The sequence below is a fragment of the Variovorax paradoxus genome, from assembly GCF_022009635.1.
In the GTDB taxonomy this organism is placed as follows: Bacteria; Pseudomonadota; Gammaproteobacteria; order Burkholderiales; family Burkholderiaceae_C; genus Variovorax.
Genome location: NZ_CP091716.1, coordinates 6,659,166 through 6,677,560 on the forward strand (window position 1 = coordinate 6,659,166; position 18,395 = coordinate 6,677,560).

The following is an 18,395-nucleotide window of genomic DNA, read 5'->3' on the forward strand; positions in this document are numbered from 1 at the left end:
CCTTGAATGTTGCGGGGATCATGCCTCGGTCTCGGCGCCGCGCGAGGCCACGCCCTCCTCCAGCAGCCATTCGCGGAACGCCACGAAGGCCGGCAGGTCGAGCCGGTCGGGCCGGTAGCACAGGTAGTGGCCCTGGTTCACGCTCACCGGCGTACCGCAGGGGCTCAGCAGTGCGCCTTCGGCCAGTTCTTCCTGCACCAGCAGCCTGGGCACGAGGCCGATGCCCAGGCCGTTGAGCGCCGCCTGGATCAGCGCCGAATACTGCGCAAAGCGCGGCCCGGCCACCGTCTGCACTTCCGGCACGCCGTGCTGCGCGGCCCATTGCCGCCAGGCTCCGGACGCGCCTTCATGGTGCAGCAGCGTGTGGCCGGTGATGTCGGCCGGTTGCGCGATGCGATGCCGCCCCTCGACCAGCGAGCGCGCCACGATCAGCACGAACTCGCGCCCCGCGATGTATTCGGACACCACGCCGGGCCAGCCGTCGGGGCCGTAGCGGATGGCGGCGTCCACGCCCGCCGGAATGCCGTCGCTGGGCTCCAGGTGGCGGCTGAAGCTCAGCATCACATGGCGGCTCTTCTGGCTGAAGGCCGGCAAGCGCGGAATGAGCCATTTGGTGAGGAAGGTGGGCACGCTCGCGAGCGTGAGCAACCCCGCGCCGGCGTCGCCCGAACGCGCCTCGAAGGTCGCGGTCTCGATGGCGCGCAGGCCACCCGAGATCTTCTGCCAGTACACACGGCCCTGCGGCGTGAGTTGCACGCCGCGGCCGTTCTTCTGCAGCAGCTCGCGGCCCAGGAAGGCCTCGAGCCCGGCGATCTGCTTGCTGACCGCGCTCACGGTGATGCACAGGGCACCCGCCGCGAGCGTGATGCTCTGGTGGCGCGCCACCGCATCGAAGGCCAGCAGCTCCTGGATGGTGGGGCAGTCACGCTTCACGCATGACTCCGCTTTGTGAAAGCCGCATGAAAAACTCTTTCCAATTGCTCAATTGTCGTCATCCAACTTTCACCCATAAGTTCGCATGCGCTCCCTAGAATTCGGCAACCGCCGCGGCATGCCCGGCACAGACAGTAGCGCATCCGGAAAGTATGCCGGGTGTTTACCGACATTGGAGCCCACCTTGGTCCGCGGCATCTCCCTCATCTACGGCCTGTACCTGCTGCTGCCCATCGTGCTGCTGATGATCGGCAGCGTGGGCGGCAACTGGACCAACACGCTGCTGCCCACGGGCATCACCGGCCAGTGGTATGTCGACCTCTGGCTCGACACCTCGTTCCGCAAGGCCTTCGTGAGCAGCCTCGTGGTCGCCATGTCGGCCTGCGCCATCAACACCGTGCTGGCCCTGCCGCTGGCCTATGCGCTGTACCACGGCGCGCGGCGCGGCGGCAGCCTGGCGGCGCGCATCGTGAGCGCCACGCCGGTGGCGGTGCCGGCCATCACGCTGGCCTTCGGCTACATGATCGTGTTCAACACCGACCTGGCGCCCTGGCTGGGCTCGATGCCGCTGCTGATCGCGGCGCACGCGATCCTCACGCTGCCCTACCTCACCAACACGCTGCTGGCCGACCTGCGCCACCTCGACCTCGGCCGGCTCGAGCAGGCGGCCGCCACGCTGGGCGCCTCGGGCTGGCAGCAGTTCACCGGCATCGTGCTGCCGAGCCTGCGGCAGAGCCTGATCAGCGGGCTGGTGATGGTCGCGGCCATCTCGGTGGGCGAGTTCGGCGTGTCGAACCTGCTCACGAGCTTCCAGAACCGCACCTACCCGGTGGTGCTGCTGCAGGCCTTCTACGGCGCAACAGGCTTCGCCTGCGCGGCCACGGTGATCCTTCTCGTGCTGGCGAGCGCGTCGGCGCTTCTTTCCTCTTCCCTCGTGAAGCAACGCGCTTGACCGATACGCCATGAGCCTCCTCCTCGACAACGTCAACTACAACTACCCCGGCAGCACGCACGGCCTGCACGACGTGTCGCTCGACGTGCGCACCGGCGAGCTGGTCGCGGTGATCGGGCCCAGCGGCTCCGGCAAGTCGACGCTGCTGAAGCTGGTGTCCGGCCTGGAAACTGGTCACACCGGCCGCATCGCGCTCGACGGCGAAGACATGTCGCGCACGCCGGTGCACCAGCGCAACATCGGCATGGTGTTCCAGAGCTACGCGCTGTTCCCGCACCTGAGCGTGCTCGACAACGTGGCCTATGGCCTCAAGCTGCGCAAGGTGGGCACTGCCGAGCGCCGCCAGCGCGCGCAGGAGCTGCTCGACATCGTGGGGCTGGGAGACTTCTCCGCGCGCGCCGTGGCCCAGCTTTCGGGCGGGCAGCAGCAGCGCGTGGCGCTGGCGCGCGCGCTGGCCATCGACCCGCGCGCCCTGCTGCTCGACGAACCCCTGTCGGCGCTCGACGCCAGCGTGCGCGGCCACCTGCGCGACCAGATCCGCTCCATACAGCAGCGCTTCAACGCCACCACGCTGCTGGTCACGCACGACCAGGAAGAAGCGCTGGTCATGGCCGACCGCGTCGCCATGCTCAAGGACGGGCGGCTGCTGCAGATCGCCACGCCGCGCGACATCTACGAAAACCCCGCGAGCCGCGCGGTGGCCGAGTTCGTCGGGCTCTCGACGATCCTGCCCGCCAAGGTGAGCGGCGCCGACCTGCTGGACCTGGGCTTTGCCGAACTCGCCGCGCCCACCGGCCGCCGCGCATTCGGTGCCGAGGTGCACGTGCTGGTGCGCCCCGAGCACATCCGCCCCGACCCGGCGCCCGGCACCGTGAACCGCCTCGAAGGCAGCACCCGCGCGCAGCGCTACCTGGGGGCGCTCACGCGCTACGACTTCGAAGTGCTGGGCGCGGCCAAGCCCTTCCTCGCCGAATCGCCCGCGCCGGCCGTGGAGGCCATCGCCATCGCGCCCGAGCACATCCGCTTACTCGACCACTGAACCCATCCCTCAAGGAGCCACCATGCAACGCAGACATCTGATCCAAGCCGCCGGCGCACTGCCGCTGGCCACCCTCGCGGCGCGCACCGCCTTCGCCTTCGACGGCCCCGAGCTCTATGCGGGCGAGAAGGCGCTGTACGCCGAGGCGCAGAAGGAAGGCCTGTGCGTCTCCTTCGACACCGGCCCCGAATGGGCCAACTGGAAGTCGCTGTTCCGCGACTTCAAGAAGCGCTACCCCGAGATCGAGCTGACCTACAACGACATCGGCTCCGCCGCCACCGTGGTCGCCCTCGAGAAGACCAAGCGCCGCCCGCAGGCCGACACCGCCTACTACTTCGCCGCCTCGGCCGTCGATGCCGCCAAGAAGGACGTGGTCGCGCCCTTCAAGCCGGTCAACTTCGACAAGCTGCCGGCCGTGTTCCGCGAGGCCGAGGGCCGCTGGTTCACCATCCACACGCTGAACATCGCCTTCCTGGTCAACAAGAAGCTGGTGAAGAACGTGCCCACCGGCTGGGCCGACCTGCTCAAGCCCGAGTTCAAGAACACGGTGGTCTACCTCGACCCGCGCTCCACCGGCATCGGCCAGGTGCTGACCTTCGCCGCGGCCTATGCCAACGGCGGCAGCGTCGACAACGTGCAACCCGGCATCGACTACCTGGGCAAGCTTCATTCGGCCGGCAACGTGCTGCGCGTGGAGGGCACCACGCCCTACGCCAAGTTCCTCAAGGGCGAGATCCCGGTGTGGATCAGCTACGAGAACGACGGCCTGAAGGCCAAGCACGTGGACGGCATGGGCGACGCGATGGAAGTCGTCATTCCCAAGGAAGCCAGCGTGGCCGCGCCCTACGCCATCAGCCTCGTGAAGAACGGACCCAACCCGAACGCCGGCAAGCTGTGGCTCAACTTCATCATGAGCGAGGCCGGCCAGTCGCTGTTCGCGCAGGGCTTCGTGCGGCCCGCCGTGCCGGGCACGCAGCTGAGCGCCGACGTGGCCGCCAAGATGCCGCCCGCGCCGCAGATCAAGCCGCTCGACGTGGTGAAGGCTTCCGAGCGCAAGGCCGAGATCGACAAGCTCTGGGCGCAAGTCGCCCTGGGCAAGTAAGCAAGAAGGCCCGAAGGAACGTGATGCGACGCTTTGGCGCCTGGCCCGCATGGGCCTTCATGGCGCTGTTCTTCGCGGTGCCGCTCGCGGCGCTGCTGCCCGAGGCCTTCGGCGAGGGCGGGAGTGCCTTCGGCCGGCTGTTCGGCAACCCGCTGTTCTTCGGCGCGCTGCGCAACACGCTGGCGCTCGGGCTGGCGGCGGGCGCGGTGTCGGCGCTGGTGGGCACCTGCATCGCGATCGAGCTGGCGCGCCAGCCGGCGGCGCGGCGCCAATGGATGATGACGCTGCTGGGCCTGCCGCTGGCCTTCTCGGGCCTGGTGATCGCCTACGGCTTCATCCTGGCCTTCGGCCGCGCGGGCTTCGTGACGCAGCTGCTCGCGGGCCTGGGCGCGGACCCGGCGGCCATCGGCAGCTGGATCTACAGCGTGTCGGGCCTGGGCTTCGCCTATGCCTACTACCTGATTCCGCGCGTGGCGCTGTCGCTGTACCCGGTGTTCGCGAACCTCGACCTGCGCCCGGTGCAGGCGGCGCGCACGCTGGGCGCGTCTCGCGCGCGGGCCTTCTGGGACACGGTGGTGCCCGAGGTGCTGCCTTCGGTGCTGTCGAACGCCTGCATGGTCGCCGCGATTGCCATGGGCACCTACGGCACGGCGCTGGCACTGGTGGGCACGCAGCTCAACATCCTGCCGCTGATGCTGCTGGCGCAGGTGGGCGACGGCGGTTCCGATTTCGCGGTGGCGGCGGCCTTGTCGCTGGTGCTGATGGTGGTGTGTGTGATCGTGATGGGAGTGGGCGATGTCTTTACGCGAAGGCGCGAGCGCGGTGCTGTCGGCGCCGGTCACTGAGGCGCTGACGCGCCTTGCGCAAAAGCAGTGGGGACCGACGCGCTACCGCCAGCCGGTGGCGATGATCGGCCCCGGCGACGGCGGCCCGGCCGAGTGCGAGGCGGCTTACGCCGTGGCGCATGCGCTGGCCGGCGCGGGCATGGCCGTGGTGTGCGGCGGGCGCGGCGGCGTGATGGCCGCGGCCTCGCGCGGCGCGGTGGAAGCGGGCGGCATCGTGGTGGGCATCCTGCCCGAGGACGACGACCGCAACGCCAACGAATGGCTCAGCGTGGCCATTCCCACGGGCATGGGCGAGATGCGCAACGGCATCATCGCGCGCAGCGGCGTGTGCCTGGTGGCCATCGGCGGCAACATGGGCACGCTGTCGGAGATGGCGATGGGGCTCAAGTGGGGCAAGCCGGTGTTCGTGATGCACGGCGATGTGGCGCTGCCTGGGGCGGTGCAGGTCGCCGGCGTGGATGACATGCTGACCAAGGTGCTGGACTGCCTGCTGGCTTAGCAACACAGCGGACGCCACGGCAGCATTGCACAATGACGGCATGCCCTACATGCCCACCTTCGTCGCTCCCGCCCGCTTCACCGATGCCGCCGCCGCACTCGAACAGGTCAAGGCCATCTACAACGGCGGCCTGGCCCATCTGCGTGAATCGATGCTGCGCTTCGTTGCCGGCGAGGCGCTGCCCGGCCGGGTGCGGGCCTGCTACCCCTTCGTGCGGGTGCACACCCACACCGTCTCGCGCCACACGCCACCGGCCAATGCCGGCCTGAGCTACGGCTTCGTGGCCGGACCCGGCCGCTACGAGACCACGCTGACGCGGCCCGACCTGTTCTCGCGCTACTACTTCGACCAGTTCCGCCTGCTGCTGGAAAACCACCAGGTCGAGCTCGAGATCGGCACCAGCACGCAGCCGATTCCCATCCACTTCTCGTTCGCCGAGAACGACCACATCGAAGGCACCATGAGCGCCGAGCGCCGCGCGCTCATGCGCGACGTGTTCGACCTGCCCGACCTGGGCGTGATGGACGACGGCATCGCCAACGGCACCTTCGAGGCGCGCGACGGCGAGGCGCAGCCGCTGTCGCTGTTCACAGCCGCGCGCGTGGACTACTCGCTGCACCGCCTGCGCCACTACACCGGCACCGCGCCCGAGTGGTTCCAGAACTTCGTGCTGTTCACCAACTACCAGTTCTACATCGACGAGTTCGTGCGGCTGGGCCACGAGGCCATGGCCGACGAGAACAGCGAGTACATCGCCTTCATCGAGCCCGGCAACGTGGTCACGCGCCGGCGCGGGCTGGCCGCGGGCGGCAGCGAGAACTTCGGCCACCTGCTCGACGGCAGCCAGGGCACCGCCCCGCCGCGCCTGCCGCAGATGCCGGCCTACCACCTGGTGCGCGAAGACTGCAGCGGCACCACCATGGTCAACATCGGCGTCGGCCCGGCCAACGCCAAGACCATCACCGACCACATCGCCGTGCTGCGCCCGCACGCCTGGATGATGCTGGGCCACTGCGCGGGCCTGCGCAACACGCAGCAGCTCGGCGACTACGTGCTGGCCCACGCCTACGTGCGCGAGGACCACGTGCTCGACGAAGAGTTGCCGCTATGGGTGCCCATTCCCGCGCTGTCGGAGATCCAGCTCGCGCTGGAGAAGGCCGTGGCCGACGTCACGCGCTACGAGGGCCCCGACCTCAAGAAGATCATGCGCACCGGCACCGTGGCCAGCACCGACAACCGCAACTGGGAGCTGCTGCCCGGCAACCAGCCGCAGCGCCGCTTCAGCCAGAGCCGCGCCGTGGCGCTGGACATGGAAAGCGCCACCATCGCGGCCAACGGCTTCCGCTTCCGCGTGCCCTACGGCACCCTGCTGTGCGTGAGCGACAAGCCGCTGCACGGCGAGATCAAGCTGCCCGGCATGGCCAACCACTTCTACCGCGAACGCGTGGAGCAGCACCTGCGCATCGGCATGCGGGCCATCGACATCCTGCGCCAGGAAGGCTCCACGCGCCTGCACAGCCGCAAGCTGCGCAGCTTTGCCGAGGTGGCCTTCCAGTAAAGCAAGGGCGCCCGGCGTGCATCCGGGTTTGTCCCTGCCCGCGCACGGGCGGTATTGGCGCGTTTCGCGGACATCATTCGGCTTCCCCACAGACAACCGGAAACAAGATGCCCCAGTCGCCTTCCGTTACTCTCTCGCGCCGTAATTTTTCGGCATGGATCGCGGCCTCGGCCGCAGCTGCAGGCACAGGGGGCGCGGCGCTGTGGCCCGGCGTCGCCAGGGCGGCCGACGCGCCGGCGGGCAGCAAGCTGCGCATCGTCATTCCCGCGAACGAAGGCGGCGGCTGGGACCAGACGGGCCGCGCGCTCGGCGCCGCGCTGCTGGCATCGGGCGCGGTGGGCAACGTGGTCTACGAGAACATCGGCGGCAAGGGCGGCACCATCGGCCTGGCCAAGTACGTCGAGAAATACGATGCCGACCCCGAGGCCCTGCTCGTCAGCGGCATGGTGATGGTGGGCGCCGTGGCGCTGCAGAAGCCGACGGTGACCATGAGCAACGTGTCGCCGGTGGCGCGCCTGACCAGCGACTACGAAGTGGTGGCGGTGAAGGCCGATTCCCCCATCAAGACGCCCAAGGACCTGATCGCGCAACTGCGCGCCGACGCGGCCAATACCGTGGTCGCGGGCGGCTCCGCCGGCGGCGTGGACCACATGTACGCCGGCATGCTGGCGCGCGTGGCGGGCGCTTCTTCTTCGCTCGTCTACCAGCCGCATCCCGGCGGCGCGCAGGTGGTCGAGGCACTGGAAAGCGGCAAGGCCGCGGCCGGCATCTCGGGCTTCAGCGAATTCAGCGACAGCCTGGCCAGCGGCCGGCTGCGCGCCATCGGCGTGTCGTCCAAGCAGCCGTTCCAGGGCATCGCATCGGTGCGCGAACAGGGCGTGGACGCCGACCTCGCCAACTGGCGCGGCGTGATGACCGGCAGGAAGGTGCCGCCCTACCGCAAGGCCGTGCTGCTCGACGCGGTGCGCCGCGCGACCACGCATGACCTGTGGGCGAAGACCATCAAGCGCAACAACTGGGACCCGTACTGGATGGCGGGGAAGGACTTCGAGAGCTTCCTGGAGCTGGACACGGCAATGGCCGGCCCGCTGATCTATCTGCTCAAGCTGAAGGCCTGAACGAAGGCTTGAGGCAGGCCCGCGCGGGCGTTCAGGCGAAGAGCTCCGGCATCTCTCGCTGCGCCTTCGGCGTGAGCGTGAGCGCGCGGCCGTCCAGCTCCTGCCGCACCCATCCGCGCCGCAACGACAGCTGAAGCCACGCGGCGCCCAGCGCGCCGCCCAGGTGCGGACGGCGCTCGCTCCAGTCGAGGCAGGCGCATGCAAAGCGCCGGCGCGAGCGGCGCACCGCGTCCACCTCGACGCCCAGGCTTTCGAGCGCGATGGCGCCGTCGGGCGTGAGTTCGTAGGAACCGCTGTGCAAGCCGCTGAGCCAGCCTTGCGCATGCAGCCGGTCGTGCAGCGCGACGCCCGCCGTGCCCGCCATGTGGTCGTAGCAGGTGCGCGCGCTGCGCAGGCGGCTCGGCGTGTTGGGCTTGAACTCGGCGGCGCGCGGCGTGCCGGCGACCACCATCAGGCTTTCGAGCGCGGCGGCCACGTCGTCGTTGGCCAGGCGGAAGTAGCGGTGCTTGCCCTGCACCAGCAGCTCGACCAGCCGCTCTTCCTTCAGCCGAGCGAGATGCGCGCTCGCGGTGGAAGCAGCCACCTCGGCCACGGTGGCGAGTTCGGTGGCGGTGCGTGCATGGCCGTCCATCAGGCAGCTGAGCATGCGGGCGCGCGCCGGCTCGGCGATGGCGCCGGCCACGCGGGCGAGCTGGAAATCGGCGGTGGAATCGAGGGTGTCCATGCGCCCATCGTAAGACGGCCTGGCATCCGACACTTCGCCCGTGGACGAAGTGTGGCGGCGCCGCCGATCGCACACTGCGGCCATGAACTCGAACGACAGCCCCGCCTCCTCCGGCATGCCCCTCGACCCCGTCGAGGCCGTGACGCACTCGGACCCCTACCCCTTCTACGCGAGCCTGCGCAACGGACCACCGCTAGCGTGGAACGACAAGCTGCGCCTCTGGGTGGCCAGCCGCGCCGGGGTGATCGAAGAAGTGCTGCAGGCACACGGCGCACTGCGCGTGCGGCCGGCCGCCGAGCCGGTGCCGGGCGCCATCGCGGGCAGCCTGGCCGGCGAGGTGTTCGGGCATCTGGTGCGCATGAACGACGGCGCGGCGCACGAAGCCCACCGTCCCGCGTTGCAACGGGCGCTGGCCGGGCTCGACCTGCATGCGGTGCGCGAAGCCGCCCTGCAGGTCGCGCTGCGCGTGCCGGCGCAGCAGCCGCTGTCCGATGCGCTGTTCTCGATACCGGTGCGATCCGTTGCGCACCTGCTGGGCTTTGCCGACGAGGCGTTACCGCAGATCGACCTGTGGACGCGCGACTTCGTGGCCTGCCTGTCACCGCTGTCGACGGCGGGGCAACTGCAGGCTGCGAGTGCCGCGGCGGGTGAGCTGATGGCGCGCTTCGAAGGCCTCATCGCAGCCACGCCGCCGCGCCAGGGCACGCTGCTGGCGGCAGTGCTGGCCGAGAGCGCCGCGCCGTCGCGCTCGCTGCTCGCCAACCTCGTCGGCCTGCTTTCTCAGACCTGCGATGCCACGGCGGGCCTGCTGGGCAACAGTTTCATCGCCTTCATGCGCGATCCCTCGCTGCGCACGACCGCGCGCACGCGCGACGGGCTGCAGGCCATCGTGGAAGAGACGGCGCGGCATGACCCTTCGGTGCACAACACCCGGCGCTTCGCGGCGTCGCCCGTCACCATCGCGGGCACGCCGCTCGCGGCGGGCGACGTGGTACTGGTGCTGCTGGCCTCGGCCAATCGCGACCCGTCGTTCAACCCCGACCCCGACAGCTTCATCCTCGTTCGCGCGAAGCGCCGCATGCTCGGCTTCGGCCACGGCATGCATGCCTGCCCGGGGCAGGCCCTGGCCTGCACGCTGGCGGCGGCCGGCCTCGAGGCGCTGCTGCATCGCGCGCCCGACGTCGATGCGCAGCGCCTGCGCGGCTGGCATTACCGGCCGTCGGTCGCGGCACGCGTGCCGGTGTTCCACTGACCGGTGCGCGCGAGATGCGGGGACAGCTCCGCATCGCCCCAGCGCAGCGGCAGCGCGCCCGGGCGGCGCAAGGCGTGCGTCACATGGAAGCGCATCAGCCGCTCCGCGCCTTCGAACGCCGCCACCTCGGGGCCGTTCCAGACGATCTCGGCCGTCACCGCCACATGCAGCAGGTCGCCGCTGTCGAAGTCGATGAACAGCAGACCCGCGCGCGGATGCGCCGCCAGGTTGCCCAGCGTGTTGAAGAAGCGGTTGCCGTTGAAGTCGGGCACGGTCAGCACGTCGTCGCCGTCGATGCGCACGAAGCCCGGACGGCCGCCGCGATGCGATACATCGACGCCGTGCGAACTCGCGTCGGCCTCGTCGCCCACGGCCACTTCGTTCGGATAGGCGGTGGCGATGAACAGCGTGTCGGCGCTGCCGATGAGGCGATGCGCGGCCAGGTCGAGTTTGTCGAGCCACTGCGCAGGCGCCGCATCGCCGCGCGGCGGCGTGAACTGCGGCTCGCGTGCCTGGATGTAGCGCGGACAGTTGCCGAAGCTCTGCTGCACCTCGACCATGAAGCCCGCCGCGTCGATTGCCTCCACGGTGCCGTTCATGCGGTTGCGTCGCCGCGTGTGCGGCTGGATGCCGAGCAGGCCCAGCGTGGCGCCCTGCTTCAGTTGGCCCGCGAGCGGATCGCCCGCCGACGGCAGCGCATCGACGCGCAGGTGCGTGGCGTCGGGCGAATGCACGAAGCCGGCCGGCCCCGCCAGCACGCTGGCCCAGGGCTGCAGTTCGCCGTCGATGCTGCCGGCCACGAGGAAGGGTAGCAGCGAGAAGAACTCGCGGTGCTGGTCGGGCATGAAGTCGCGGATGACGCGCGGGCCCGCGACCTCCATCTGCTCGCGCGAACCCGCGAGCGCCTGCAGCGCGCGTTCGCCGGCATGGAACGGCGCGGCGATCATGCGACCGCCGCGAGCCCGATGGGTGTGCGCACCATGGGCACGAAGCGGGGCAGCGCCTCCACGCGCGCGAGCCATTCGTGCACATGCGGATAGGCGTCGAGCGACACGCTGCCCTCGGGCGCATGCGCCACGTAAGCGTAGTTGGCGATGTCGGCCAGCGTGGCGGCATGGCCCGCAAGGAAGGGCTGGTGCCGAAGGTGCGTCTCCATCACCGACAGCAGCGCATGCGCGCGCGCCACTGTCTCCGATGGGTCGTCCGCCAGCCCGAACAGCGCCATGATGCGCGCGGCGGCAGGCCCGTACGCCAGCGGGCCGGCGGCCACCGAGAACCAGCGCTGCACCTGCGCGGCGCCCACCGCGTCCTGCGGCATCCAGCGGGCCGAATCGGGCGCATACCGTGCATTGAGATAGACCAGGATGGCATTGGAATCGGCCAGCGTCAGCTCGCCGTCCTCGATCACCGGCACCTGGCCGAAGAGGTTGCGCGCCAGGAACTCCGGCGTGCGGCTCTCGCGCTTGCGCATGTCGAGTTCGATGTTCTCGAAGGGCAGGCCGAGCATCGTGAGGAACAGGCGCACGCGGTGCACATGGCCCGAGAGCGCGGTGCCGTAGAGCTTGATGGGTTGGGCGGGGTGAGCGGGGCGGGCGGTGTTCATGGCGGGGGCCTTCTGGAATGTCTTCGGGGGCAATGCACGGATTCTTCTCTCTTGCGACAGATGAATGAATAGCCATTCCTGTATTTGACTGCTGCGTTTTCCGGTTTAATCGCGCCATGGATCGCTTCAAGGCCATGCAGACCTTCGTGCAGATTGCCGACCAGGGCAGCCTGACCCGCGCCGCCGAGGCGCTCGGCACCTCGCTGCCCGCGGTGGTGCGCTCGCTCGCCTCGCTGGAGGCGCATCTGGGCGTGCGCCTGTTTCACCGCACCACGCGCCGCCTCTCGTTGACCGAGGAGGGGCGGCACTATCTGCCGAACGCGCGCGAGGTGCTGCTGGCGGCCGACGCCGCCGACCTCGCGCTGAAGGCCGAGGCGCGCGAGCCGGCCGGGCAGCTCACCATCACCGCGCCGGTGCTGTTCGGCCACATGTACGTGGCGCCGGCCATCGTGCGATTCATGAAGCGCTACGAGAAGGTGCGCTGCAGCGTGCGCCTTTACGACCGCACGGTGAGCCTGCTCGAAGAGGGCATCGACGTGGGCATCCGCATCAGCCCGCTGGAAGACTCGTCGCTGGTGGCGCAGACGCTGGGCACCATCCGCCGCGTGGTGGCGGCCAGCCCCGAATACCTGGCCGCCCACGGCACGCCGCGACATCCGCGCGAGCTGAACGGCGCGCCCTGCGTGCGCGGCCGGGTCGATGCGCCGCCGCAGTGGCTGTTCCGCGAAGGCGGCAAGACCATCGGCGTGACGCCGGACAACCGGCTGGAGTTCAATCACATCGCACCGGCCATCGAGGCCTGCGCGGCGGGCGTGGGCTTCGGCACCTTCTTCTCCTACCAGGTGATGCCGCATGTGGCGCAAGGCCGGCTCGCTCTGGTGCTGGAAGACTTCGAGCCGGAGCCGCGGCCGGTGAGCGTGATCTATCCGAACGCGCGGCTGCTGCCGGCGCGCACGCGGGCGTTCATCGAGTGGATGAAGATGGAGTTCAGCGAACTCAGGCTCTAGCCTGCGGCCGGCTTGAGGTAAGGCGCGAGCCAGTCCGCCCCGGGCAGCTCAGGCGCCTCGCGGCTGTCGTGCAGGCAGATTTCGGAGTCCTGCGCCAGCAGCGGCCAGCCGTCGCGGTGGAGCTGCTCGCAGAGCACCACCACGCGCAGGCGGAACGCATCCAGCGGCTCATGGCTGCGCAGCGTCAGGAAGCAGGTGTCGGCTTCTTCATGCAGGCTGTCGCGCGACAGCTGCGCGCCGTGCGCCTCGCACAACTGCTGCAGCGCGGACAGGTCGTGCAACTGGCGCAGCTTGCCGCGCCACTCGAAGTACCGCCCGGTGCGGCCCAGCCTGTCGGCGTCATGCACCTGCGCGTCGACCTTCACGCCCAGCACGGCCATGCCCGCGCGCGCCAGCCATTGCGCCAGGGCCATCGCCTCGGCCTTGGCTTCCTCGAAGTCGGCGCGCAGCCAGGCGATGGCCGACGGCTGCTGTTTACGCTCGCTGCCGTCATGGGTGTGGTCATGCTCGCCGCGATGGTGGTGATGGTCGATGAGAAGCGGCCGCAGCCCGACCTGCTCGCACACCGCGACAAAGAAGGGAATCTGCGACGCATGCAGCGCGCCGCAGGTCAGGTGCAGCTTCAGCATGGGCTTCATGGCGGGGCCGTCCGTTCGGGCAAGGGCCGGCCTTCGCAGAGCGCCGCCGCATCGATGGCCATGCCGCGCACGGCTTCCTCGATGCCGAGGTTCAGCACCGACATGAATTCGCCGTTGCCGTTGGCCCAGTTGGTGCGCGTGCCCATGCCGTGGTACTGGCGCACCACGGGCTCGACGCCGGGCGTGCGGTAGGTGGTTTGCAGCACGACGTGCGAGACCAGGTTCAGCCCCGCCGACCATGCATGCGCGAGACGCAACGCCATGTCGGCCGTCACCTGCCGCGGGGCGCCGGTCGACGGCGGCGCGGCGGCCACCACCACCTGCAGCCCGTAGCGGCCGGCGGACTGCAGCGCGCCGCGAACCCACGGGCCGGCGTCGCCGCCCTGGATGGACTGCACCGACACCGGCGTGGCGTGCAAGGTGGGCAGCATCACGGTCAGGTTGCCCACGTTGGCCTTGTTCAGGCGCAGGTCGTCGATGGACTGAAGGTACAGGGTGCAGCCGCTCGCCACGTGCAGCTGCGCGACCGGCTGGCTGTTGGGCCGTTCGGCGGACTCGGGCGCACGCTCGAACACCATGGGCAGCGGCTCGGTCTCGGTCAGCGCATGCGACAGGCCCGGCATAGCGCAGAGCGCGGAAAAGGCACAGAAGGCGGCGGCTCCGCGCGCGCGGCGTGGCGTCATGGGGCGGCGCTCCTGACCGAGTAGAGGGCGCCGTCCTGGTCGCGGAACAGCACGCGTCCCGGCTGGTCGTCGAAGCTCGCGCCGGCCACGGTCACCCACGAGCCGTTGACATTGAAGCGCGCGGTCTTCACCGCGCCGGAGCGTGCGCCGGCGATGTCCATCGCCACCGCGCGCAGGGTCTGCGTCATCGAGTCGCGCATCACGCCGCGCAGCACCTGCCCGTCGTCGGCCGTGAGGCGGCGGATGACGGCCGCGCGCGCCGTACCGCCGATGGGCGTCTGGAAGATGGCGGCGGCGCGGTAGCTGGGCTCGCTCTTGCCGTCCTGCCACAGCAGCGCGGAGGCGCGCGTGGTGAATGCGCCGAGGCCGGGCTCGAGCGCGTATTGCAGCCACACCACCATGTACGCGGGGCCGTTCCGGGTGGCGGCGATGCGGGCTTCGTGCGCTGCCTTGACCGGCATGGCGGCAAGCAGCTGCGCCGAGCGGATCTTCAGCGGAAAGGAGCTGGGTTCGGCCATTTGCACTTCGAGCGCGCGGGCGGCCTCGGCGCGGTAGTCGTAGTCGAGCAGCGGGCCGACGATGGCCTGCACCTCGGCGCTCATGTCCTTCTGGCGCGACTGCTGCACCGAGGAATCGATCAGCGCGCCGATCAGCCCGCCGCCGGTGGCCGCGCTCACGCCCGGCGACTGCGCCGAGAACATGAAGCTCTCCTGCGCGACGACCACGCGCACATCCACCTCCCGGACCTTGCCCCGGTCCGCGGCCGACAGCGGCCGGTGAAACGGCGCGCAGGCGCCGAGCGCCATGAGCAGCGACAGCGCCAACAGGAAACGCAGCATCTTTGGGCCTCCCCCCGCGAAATGCATCGGCGCCGATTGTGCCGCGACCGGGCGTGCCGCGGCGCACATCGCGCGTGCCTGCGTCAGAATCGCCGCGTGCCGCCCACAACCGCCCCCACCCCTCCCCTCTTCCACGTCAGCCGGCTGCGCAAGCGCTATGGCGAGACCACGGTCGTCGACGACCTGTCGTTCGAGATCGCGCCCGGCGAATGCCTGGGCGTGATCGGCCCGAACGGCGCCGGCAAGACCACCACCATCCGCATGTGCCTGGGCCTCACGGCGCCCGACGGCGGCGAGATCTCCGCACTGGGCCTGCAGATGCCGCGCGACGCGCTGGCCATCAAGGCGCAGCTGGGCGTGGTGTCGCAGTTCGACACGCTCGACCCCGACTTCAGCTGCGCCGAGAACCTGGTGGTGTACGGCCGCTACTTCGGCTTCGGCAAGGCCCAGGTGCGCGCGCGCGTGCCGCAGCTGCTGGAGTTCGCGGCGCTGTCGCACAAGGCCGACGCCAAGCCGGGCGAGCTGTCGGGCGGCATGCGCAGGCGTCTGTCGCTGGCGCGAGCGCTGGTCAACGACCCCAAGCTGCTGCTGCTCGACGAGCCGACCACCGGGCTCGACCCGCAGGCGCGACACCTGATGTGGGAGCGGCTGCAGGTGCTGCTGCAGCAGGGCAAGTCGATTTTGCTGACCACGCACTTCATGGACGAGGCCGAGCGCCTGTGCTCGCGCCTGCTGGTGCTCGACCACGGCCGCAAGATCGCCGAGGGCCGCCCGCGCGACCTGATCGCCGAGCACCTGGAGCCCGACGTGGTCGAGGTGTACGGCAACGGCGCGCTGTCGCTGGCCGAGTCGGCCGAGCTCAAGGCGATGGCCGCGCGCGTGGAGGTGAGCGGCGAGACGGTGTTCTTCTACACGCAGGACGCGCGGCGGCTGCTCGAAGCGCTCACGCGCCACGGCGGGCTGCGCACCTTTCACCGGCCGGCGAACCTCGAGGACCTGTTCCTCAAGCTCACCGGTCGCCAGATTCGCGAGGACGGCTAGGCCATGAACACGACGACAACAACGAACGCGCCAGCCTCGCCCTCGGTCTGGCGCGCGCCCGAAATCTCGCTGCGCTGGTGGCCGGTGTTCCTGCGCAACCTGCTGGTGTGGCGCAAGCTGGCCATTCCCAGCCTGATCGGCAACATCGCCGAGCCGCTGATCTGGCTGGTGGCCTTCGGCTACGGCATGGGCGCGCTGGTGGGGCAGGTGTCGGTGGACGACGTGAAAGTGCCGTACATCCTGTTCCTGGCGAGCGGATCGATCTGCATGAGCGCGATGAACGCGGCGAGCTTCGAAGCGCTGTACTCGGCCTTCTCGCGCATGCATGTTCAGAAGACCTGGGACGGCATCATGAACGCGCCGGTCGGGCTCGACGACATCGTGCTGGCCGAGATGCTCTGGGCCGCGTTCAAGTCGATCTTCACGGTGACGGCCATCCTGTTCGTGATGCTGGGGCTGGGCATCAGCCACAGCCCGAAGCTCGTGGTCGCGTGGATGGTGCTGGTGGGCGCGGGCATCACCTTCTCGTCGGTTGCGCTGATCTTCAACGCGCTGGCCAAGGGCTACGACTTCTTCACCTACTACTTCACGCTGTTCATGACACCGATGATGTTCCTGAGCGGCGTGTTCTTTCCGCTGGAGCAACTGCCGGCGGCGGTCAGGGCGGTGGCCGCATGGCTGCCGCTGACCAACGCGGTGGCGCTGGTGCGGCCGCTCTTCATGGACCAATGGCCGACCGGCTGGTGGGTTCATGCGGCGGTGCTCGCGGTCTACGCGGTCGTTGCCTTCTGGATCGCGCTGGCGTTGACGCGCAAGCGGTTCAAGGGCTGACCACGCCCTGGCCCCGGCCAGCCGCGTCCGCCGCGCAGTTCTTCGCGCCGCGCTCGCCCTTGGGCAGCACGATGCCCCAGCGCATGCGCAGGCTGTTGCGCTCGTCGGTGCCGGCCCACGGAATGTCCAGCGTGCCGCGGCAGTCGGCCAGGGCGAGCCGGGGTTCGAGCAGCGCGCCTTCGGAGCGGAACTCGTGCGTGTCGAGGATCAGCACCATGCCGCCTTCGCGCTCCAGAGTGCCGGCAGGCAGCCACGGCGAGTTGCGCTCGTCGCCGTCGATCAGCAGCTGCGTCGACGAGTCCATCTTCAGCGCCACCGCGCCCGCGAACCAGGTGTCGCCCACGAGCAGCTTGAAAGGCTGATCACCGACGCGCTCGCGCCAGATGACGCGCACGGCATCCGCGACCTCTTGCGCCGGCAGGTTGGCGCGGGTGATGTAGCCGAGCCGCTTGCTCAGCACGCCGTCGACCCAGCCCTGGCCGAGCGCGCCGGCCACGTGCAGCACCGCCACCGTGACGATCACGCCGCGCCACCGGCGGCGGCTCCAGCGTTCCGCCTCGAGGCCGGGCAGCACGGCCACGGCCCACAGCGCGGCGGGCAGGAAGAAGGTGGTGAGCCAGGAAGGAATCAGCGGAATCTTCAGCAGCACCGCCGCGGGAAACACCAGGCACATGGGGCCCAGCGTGGCCCAGGCCAGGAAGCGGCGGTCGAACGCGTTCAGCCCCTGCGTGGTGGCCGACGAGGGCGCTGGCGCGACGGAAGCGCGCGTGAACCAGGCCCAGCCGGCCAGCAGCAACATCGGCAACAGGCGGGACACCTGCACCAGGAACACATGCAGCAGGTGGCGGTAGCCATGCCCGTGCGTGCCCGCCGGGTGGACCGAATGGCGCGCATAGGCAATCGTGCGTGTCGAGTGCTCCAGCACCCACCACAGGTGCGGCGCCATCAGCACCAGCGCAACGCCCGCCGCCAGCAACAGGCCGCGCCGCACATGCGCGTCGCGCCACAGGCCCTGCCGCACGATGAAGGCAGCGCCCACCGCGAACTGCACCACCGCGCTGTACTTGGTGAGCATCGACAGCGCCGCGAAGACGCCCAGCAAGGCCCAGTCGCGCAGCTTCGACGATGCCGGCGCATGCAGCACGCGCCACAGCATCCACCAGTAGCCGGCCAGCGGCAGCAGCTGCACGGTGTTGTGGTTGTAGATGACCGCGCGCTGCACGTGATAGGCCACCAGCGAGCCGAGCAGCACGGCCAGCGCCGCGCGCGCCGGGCTGACCATTTCGAGCGACCAGCGCCACACCAGGTAGAGCGCGCCCACGCCGCAGCCCACGCCGGCCGCGTAGGTCAGCCAGGGCTGGCGTCCGCCCAGCAGCATCAGGGCACCCATCAGCCAGCTCGGCAGCGGCGGATGCTTGTAGTAGCTCCATTCGAAGCTGCTGCCCCAGAACAGCTCCTCGACGTTGTCCCAGGGCGGGGTCGGATAGAAAAAGCTGATCGAGAGGGTCCACAGCAGCAGCATCGCCCCCAGGGCCCACAGGACGTTGCGCCGCAAGACAGGCGATGAAGCGGCCAGGGCCGTGGTGGTTCCTGTCGAAGGAATCGGAGAGAGTCGCATACGGAGTCGGGCGGACGGGTCAGGCGAAACGCAAAGGCAGGCTGGAAACAAAAGGCCCTAGTGTGGCACGGCGTTTACCTTAACTTTACATTGCACACAATTCAATTGCTCGC

The 18,395-nt window shown here is 69.7% G+C and carries 19 protein-coding genes; 11 read left to right on the plus strand and 8 right to left on the minus strand.

Translation table 11 applies throughout. From position 1 onward, the window contains the following. Window positions 1-18: 18 nt before the first annotated feature. Window positions 19-933, minus strand: a complete 915-nt coding sequence (locus tag L3V85_RS31225) for a LysR substrate-binding domain-containing protein (RefSeq protein ID WP_237676469.1) — start codon at window positions 931-933, stop codon at window positions 19-21. A gap of 184 nt (window positions 934-1,117) precedes the next feature. On the opposite strand from L3V85_RS31225, the gene L3V85_RS31230 reads away from it, so the two are divergent. The 7 genes from L3V85_RS31230 (at window position 1,118) to L3V85_RS31260 (ending at window position 8,046) form a co-directional block, all read left to right on the plus strand. After that, a complete protein-coding gene (locus L3V85_RS31230; protein WP_237676470.1) occupies window positions 1,118-1,885 on the plus strand; it encodes an ABC transporter permease in 768 nt (255 codons plus the stop codon). A 10-nt stretch (window positions 1,886-1,895) separates the two neighbouring features. Further along, window positions 1,896-2,924: an ABC transporter ATP-binding protein gene (locus L3V85_RS31235; protein WP_237676471.1), complete on the plus strand. Its 1,029-nt coding sequence runs from the start codon at window positions 1,896-1,898 to the stop codon at window positions 2,922-2,924. A 22-nt stretch (window positions 2,925-2,946) separates the two neighbouring features. Further along, on the plus strand, window positions 2,947-4,026 hold the full coding sequence (locus L3V85_RS31240) for an extracellular solute-binding protein (RefSeq protein ID WP_237676472.1): 1,080 nt from the start codon (window positions 2,947-2,949) through the stop codon (window positions 4,024-4,026). 23 nt (window positions 4,027-4,049) lie between these two features. Continuing rightward, window positions 4,050-4,871 (plus strand): ABC transporter permease, encoded by an 822-nt coding sequence (locus tag L3V85_RS31245; RefSeq protein ID WP_237676473.1) that lies wholly within the window; start codon window positions 4,050-4,052, stop codon window positions 4,869-4,871. Next, entirely contained in the window at window positions 4,822-5,370 is a 549-nt protein-coding gene (locus L3V85_RS31250; RefSeq protein ID WP_237676474.1) for a TIGR00725 family protein, read from the plus strand. Before L3V85_RS31245 ends, L3V85_RS31250 begins: the two co-directional genes overlap by 50 nt. Window positions 5,371-5,410: 40 nt before the next feature. After that, window positions 5,411-6,928 (plus strand): AMP nucleosidase, encoded by a 1,518-nt coding sequence (locus L3V85_RS31255; protein ID WP_237676475.1) that lies wholly within the window; start codon window positions 5,411-5,413, stop codon window positions 6,926-6,928. A gap of 107 nt (window positions 6,929-7,035) precedes the next feature. Further along, complete coding sequence (locus L3V85_RS31260) at window positions 7,036-8,046, plus strand: Bug family tripartite tricarboxylate transporter substrate binding protein (protein ID WP_237676476.1); 1,011 nt, start codon at window positions 7,036-7,038, stop codon at window positions 8,044-8,046. Between the two features lie 31 nt (window positions 8,047-8,077). Here L3V85_RS31260 and L3V85_RS31265 read toward each other — a convergent pair whose 3' ends face one another. Next, window positions 8,078-8,770: an ArsR/SmtB family transcription factor gene (locus tag L3V85_RS31265; RefSeq protein WP_237676477.1), complete on the minus strand. Its 693-nt coding sequence runs from the start codon at window positions 8,768-8,770 to the stop codon at window positions 8,078-8,080. A 115-nt stretch (window positions 8,771-8,885) separates the two neighbouring features. On the opposite strand from L3V85_RS31265, the gene L3V85_RS31270 reads away from it, so the two are divergent. Further along, complete coding sequence (locus L3V85_RS31270) at window positions 8,886-10,022, plus strand: cytochrome P450 (RefSeq protein WP_414080252.1); 1,137 nt, start codon at window positions 8,886-8,888, stop codon at window positions 10,020-10,022. Here L3V85_RS31270 and L3V85_RS31275 read toward each other — a convergent pair. Both L3V85_RS31275 and L3V85_RS31280 read right to left on the minus strand, forming a co-directional pair. Next, entirely contained in the window at window positions 9,980-10,969 is a 990-nt protein-coding gene (locus L3V85_RS31275; RefSeq protein WP_237676479.1) for a pyridoxamine 5'-phosphate oxidase family protein, read from the minus strand. The genes L3V85_RS31270 and L3V85_RS31275 overlap by 43 nt on opposite strands. Then, complete coding sequence (locus L3V85_RS31280; protein WP_237676480.1) at window positions 10,966-11,625, minus strand: glutathione S-transferase family protein; 660 nt, start codon at window positions 11,623-11,625, stop codon at window positions 10,966-10,968. Before L3V85_RS31280 ends, L3V85_RS31275 begins: the two co-directional genes overlap by 4 nt. A 116-nt stretch (window positions 11,626-11,741) precedes the next feature. Between L3V85_RS31280 and L3V85_RS31285 the strand changes: the two genes are divergently transcribed. Then, the gene (locus L3V85_RS31285; RefSeq protein ID WP_237676481.1) at window positions 11,742-12,632 is read left to right on the plus strand and encodes a LysR family transcriptional regulator; all 891 of its coding nucleotides are present in this window, start codon (window positions 11,742-11,744) and stop codon (window positions 12,630-12,632) included. Here the strand turns inward: L3V85_RS31285 and L3V85_RS31290 are convergent. The 3 genes from L3V85_RS31290 to L3V85_RS31300 are packed head-to-tail and all read right to left on the minus strand — an operon-like array spanning window position 12,629 to window position 14,792. Then, the gene (locus L3V85_RS31290; protein WP_237676482.1) at window positions 12,629-13,270 is read right to left on the minus strand and encodes a hypothetical protein; all 642 of its coding nucleotides are present in this window, start codon (window positions 13,268-13,270) and stop codon (window positions 12,629-12,631) included. The two genes, L3V85_RS31285 and L3V85_RS31290, sit on opposite strands and share 4 nt — an antisense overlap. Next, window positions 13,267-13,953 (minus strand): hypothetical protein, encoded by a 687-nt coding sequence (locus L3V85_RS31295; RefSeq protein ID WP_237676483.1) that lies wholly within the window; start codon window positions 13,951-13,953, stop codon window positions 13,267-13,269. The genes L3V85_RS31290 and L3V85_RS31295 overlap by 4 nt, the downstream gene beginning before the upstream one ends. Then, window positions 13,950-14,792, minus strand: coding sequence for a hypothetical protein (locus L3V85_RS31300; RefSeq protein WP_237676484.1), 843 nt, complete (start codon window positions 14,790-14,792; stop codon window positions 13,950-13,952). Before L3V85_RS31300 ends, L3V85_RS31295 begins: the two co-directional genes overlap by 4 nt. 21 nt (window positions 14,793-14,813) lie before the next feature. Here L3V85_RS31300 and L3V85_RS31305 point away from each other — a divergent pair, with 21 nt between their 5' ends. Together L3V85_RS31305 and L3V85_RS31310 are read left to right on the plus strand one after the other, a co-directional pair. After that, complete coding sequence (locus L3V85_RS31305) at window positions 14,814-15,833, plus strand: ATP-binding cassette domain-containing protein (protein ID WP_237676485.1); 1,020 nt, start codon at window positions 14,814-14,816, stop codon at window positions 15,831-15,833. A gap of 3 nt (window positions 15,834-15,836) precedes the next feature. Next, window positions 15,837-16,664 (plus strand): ABC transporter permease, encoded by an 828-nt coding sequence (locus tag L3V85_RS31310; RefSeq protein WP_237676486.1) that lies wholly within the window; start codon window positions 15,837-15,839, stop codon window positions 16,662-16,664. Here L3V85_RS31310 and L3V85_RS31315 read toward each other — a convergent pair. Next, a complete protein-coding gene (locus L3V85_RS31315) occupies window positions 16,654-18,219 on the minus strand; it encodes a glycosyltransferase family 39 protein (protein ID WP_237676487.1) in 1,566 nt (521 codons plus the stop codon). The two genes, L3V85_RS31310 and L3V85_RS31315, sit on opposite strands and share 11 nt — an antisense overlap. Window positions 18,220-18,395: the final 176 nt, after the last annotated feature.

What these genes read in the sequence shown, in the direction of transcription:
- L3V85_RS31235 (WP_237676471.1), top strand. Translation starts at nt 1,896, where the DNA reads ATGAGCCTCCTCCTCGACAACGTCAACTACAACTACCCCGGCAGCACG.
- L3V85_RS31240 (WP_237676472.1), top strand. Translation starts at nt 2,947, where the DNA reads ATGCAACGCAGACATCTGATCCAAGCCGCCGGCGCACTGCCGCTGGCC.
- L3V85_RS31245 (WP_237676473.1), top strand. Translation starts at nt 4,050, where the DNA reads ATGCGACGCTTTGGCGCCTGGCCCGCATGGGCCTTCATGGCGCTGTTC.
- L3V85_RS31250 (WP_237676474.1), top strand. Translation starts at nt 4,822, where the DNA reads ATGTCTTTACGCGAAGGCGCGAGCGCGGTGCTGTCGGCGCCGGTCACT.
- L3V85_RS31255 (WP_237676475.1), top strand. Translation starts at nt 5,411, where the DNA reads ATGCCCTACATGCCCACCTTCGTCGCTCCCGCCCGCTTCACCGATGCC.
- L3V85_RS31260 (WP_237676476.1), top strand. Translation starts at nt 7,036, where the DNA reads ATGCCCCAGTCGCCTTCCGTTACTCTCTCGCGCCGTAATTTTTCGGCA.
- L3V85_RS31265 (WP_237676477.1), bottom strand. Translation starts at nt 8,770, where the DNA reads ATGGACACCCTCGATTCCACCGCCGATTTCCAGCTCGCCCGCGTGGCC.
- L3V85_RS31270 (WP_414080252.1), top strand. Translation starts at nt 8,886, where the DNA reads ATGCCCCTCGACCCCGTCGAGGCCGTGACGCACTCGGACCCCTACCCC.
- L3V85_RS31275 (WP_237676479.1), bottom strand. Translation starts at nt 10,969, where the DNA reads ATGATCGCCGCGCCGTTCCATGCCGGCGAACGCGCGCTGCAGGCGCTC.
- L3V85_RS31280 (WP_237676480.1), bottom strand. Translation starts at nt 11,625, where the DNA reads ATGAACACCGCCCGCCCCGCTCACCCCGCCCAACCCATCAAGCTCTAC.
- L3V85_RS31285 (WP_237676481.1), top strand. Translation starts at nt 11,742, where the DNA reads ATGGATCGCTTCAAGGCCATGCAGACCTTCGTGCAGATTGCCGACCAG.
- L3V85_RS31290 (WP_237676482.1), bottom strand. Translation starts at nt 13,270, where the DNA reads ATGAAGCCCATGCTGAAGCTGCACCTGACCTGCGGCGCGCTGCATGCG.
- L3V85_RS31295 (WP_237676483.1), bottom strand. Translation starts at nt 13,953, where the DNA reads ATGACGCCACGCCGCGCGCGCGGAGCCGCCGCCTTCTGTGCCTTTTCC.
- L3V85_RS31300 (WP_237676484.1), bottom strand. Translation starts at nt 14,792, where the DNA reads ATGCTGCGTTTCCTGTTGGCGCTGTCGCTGCTCATGGCGCTCGGCGCC.
- L3V85_RS31305 (WP_237676485.1), top strand. Translation starts at nt 14,814, where the DNA reads ATGCATCGGCGCCGATTGTGCCGCGACCGGGCGTGCCGCGGCGCACAT.
- L3V85_RS31310 (WP_237676486.1), top strand. Translation starts at nt 15,837, where the DNA reads ATGAACACGACGACAACAACGAACGCGCCAGCCTCGCCCTCGGTCTGG.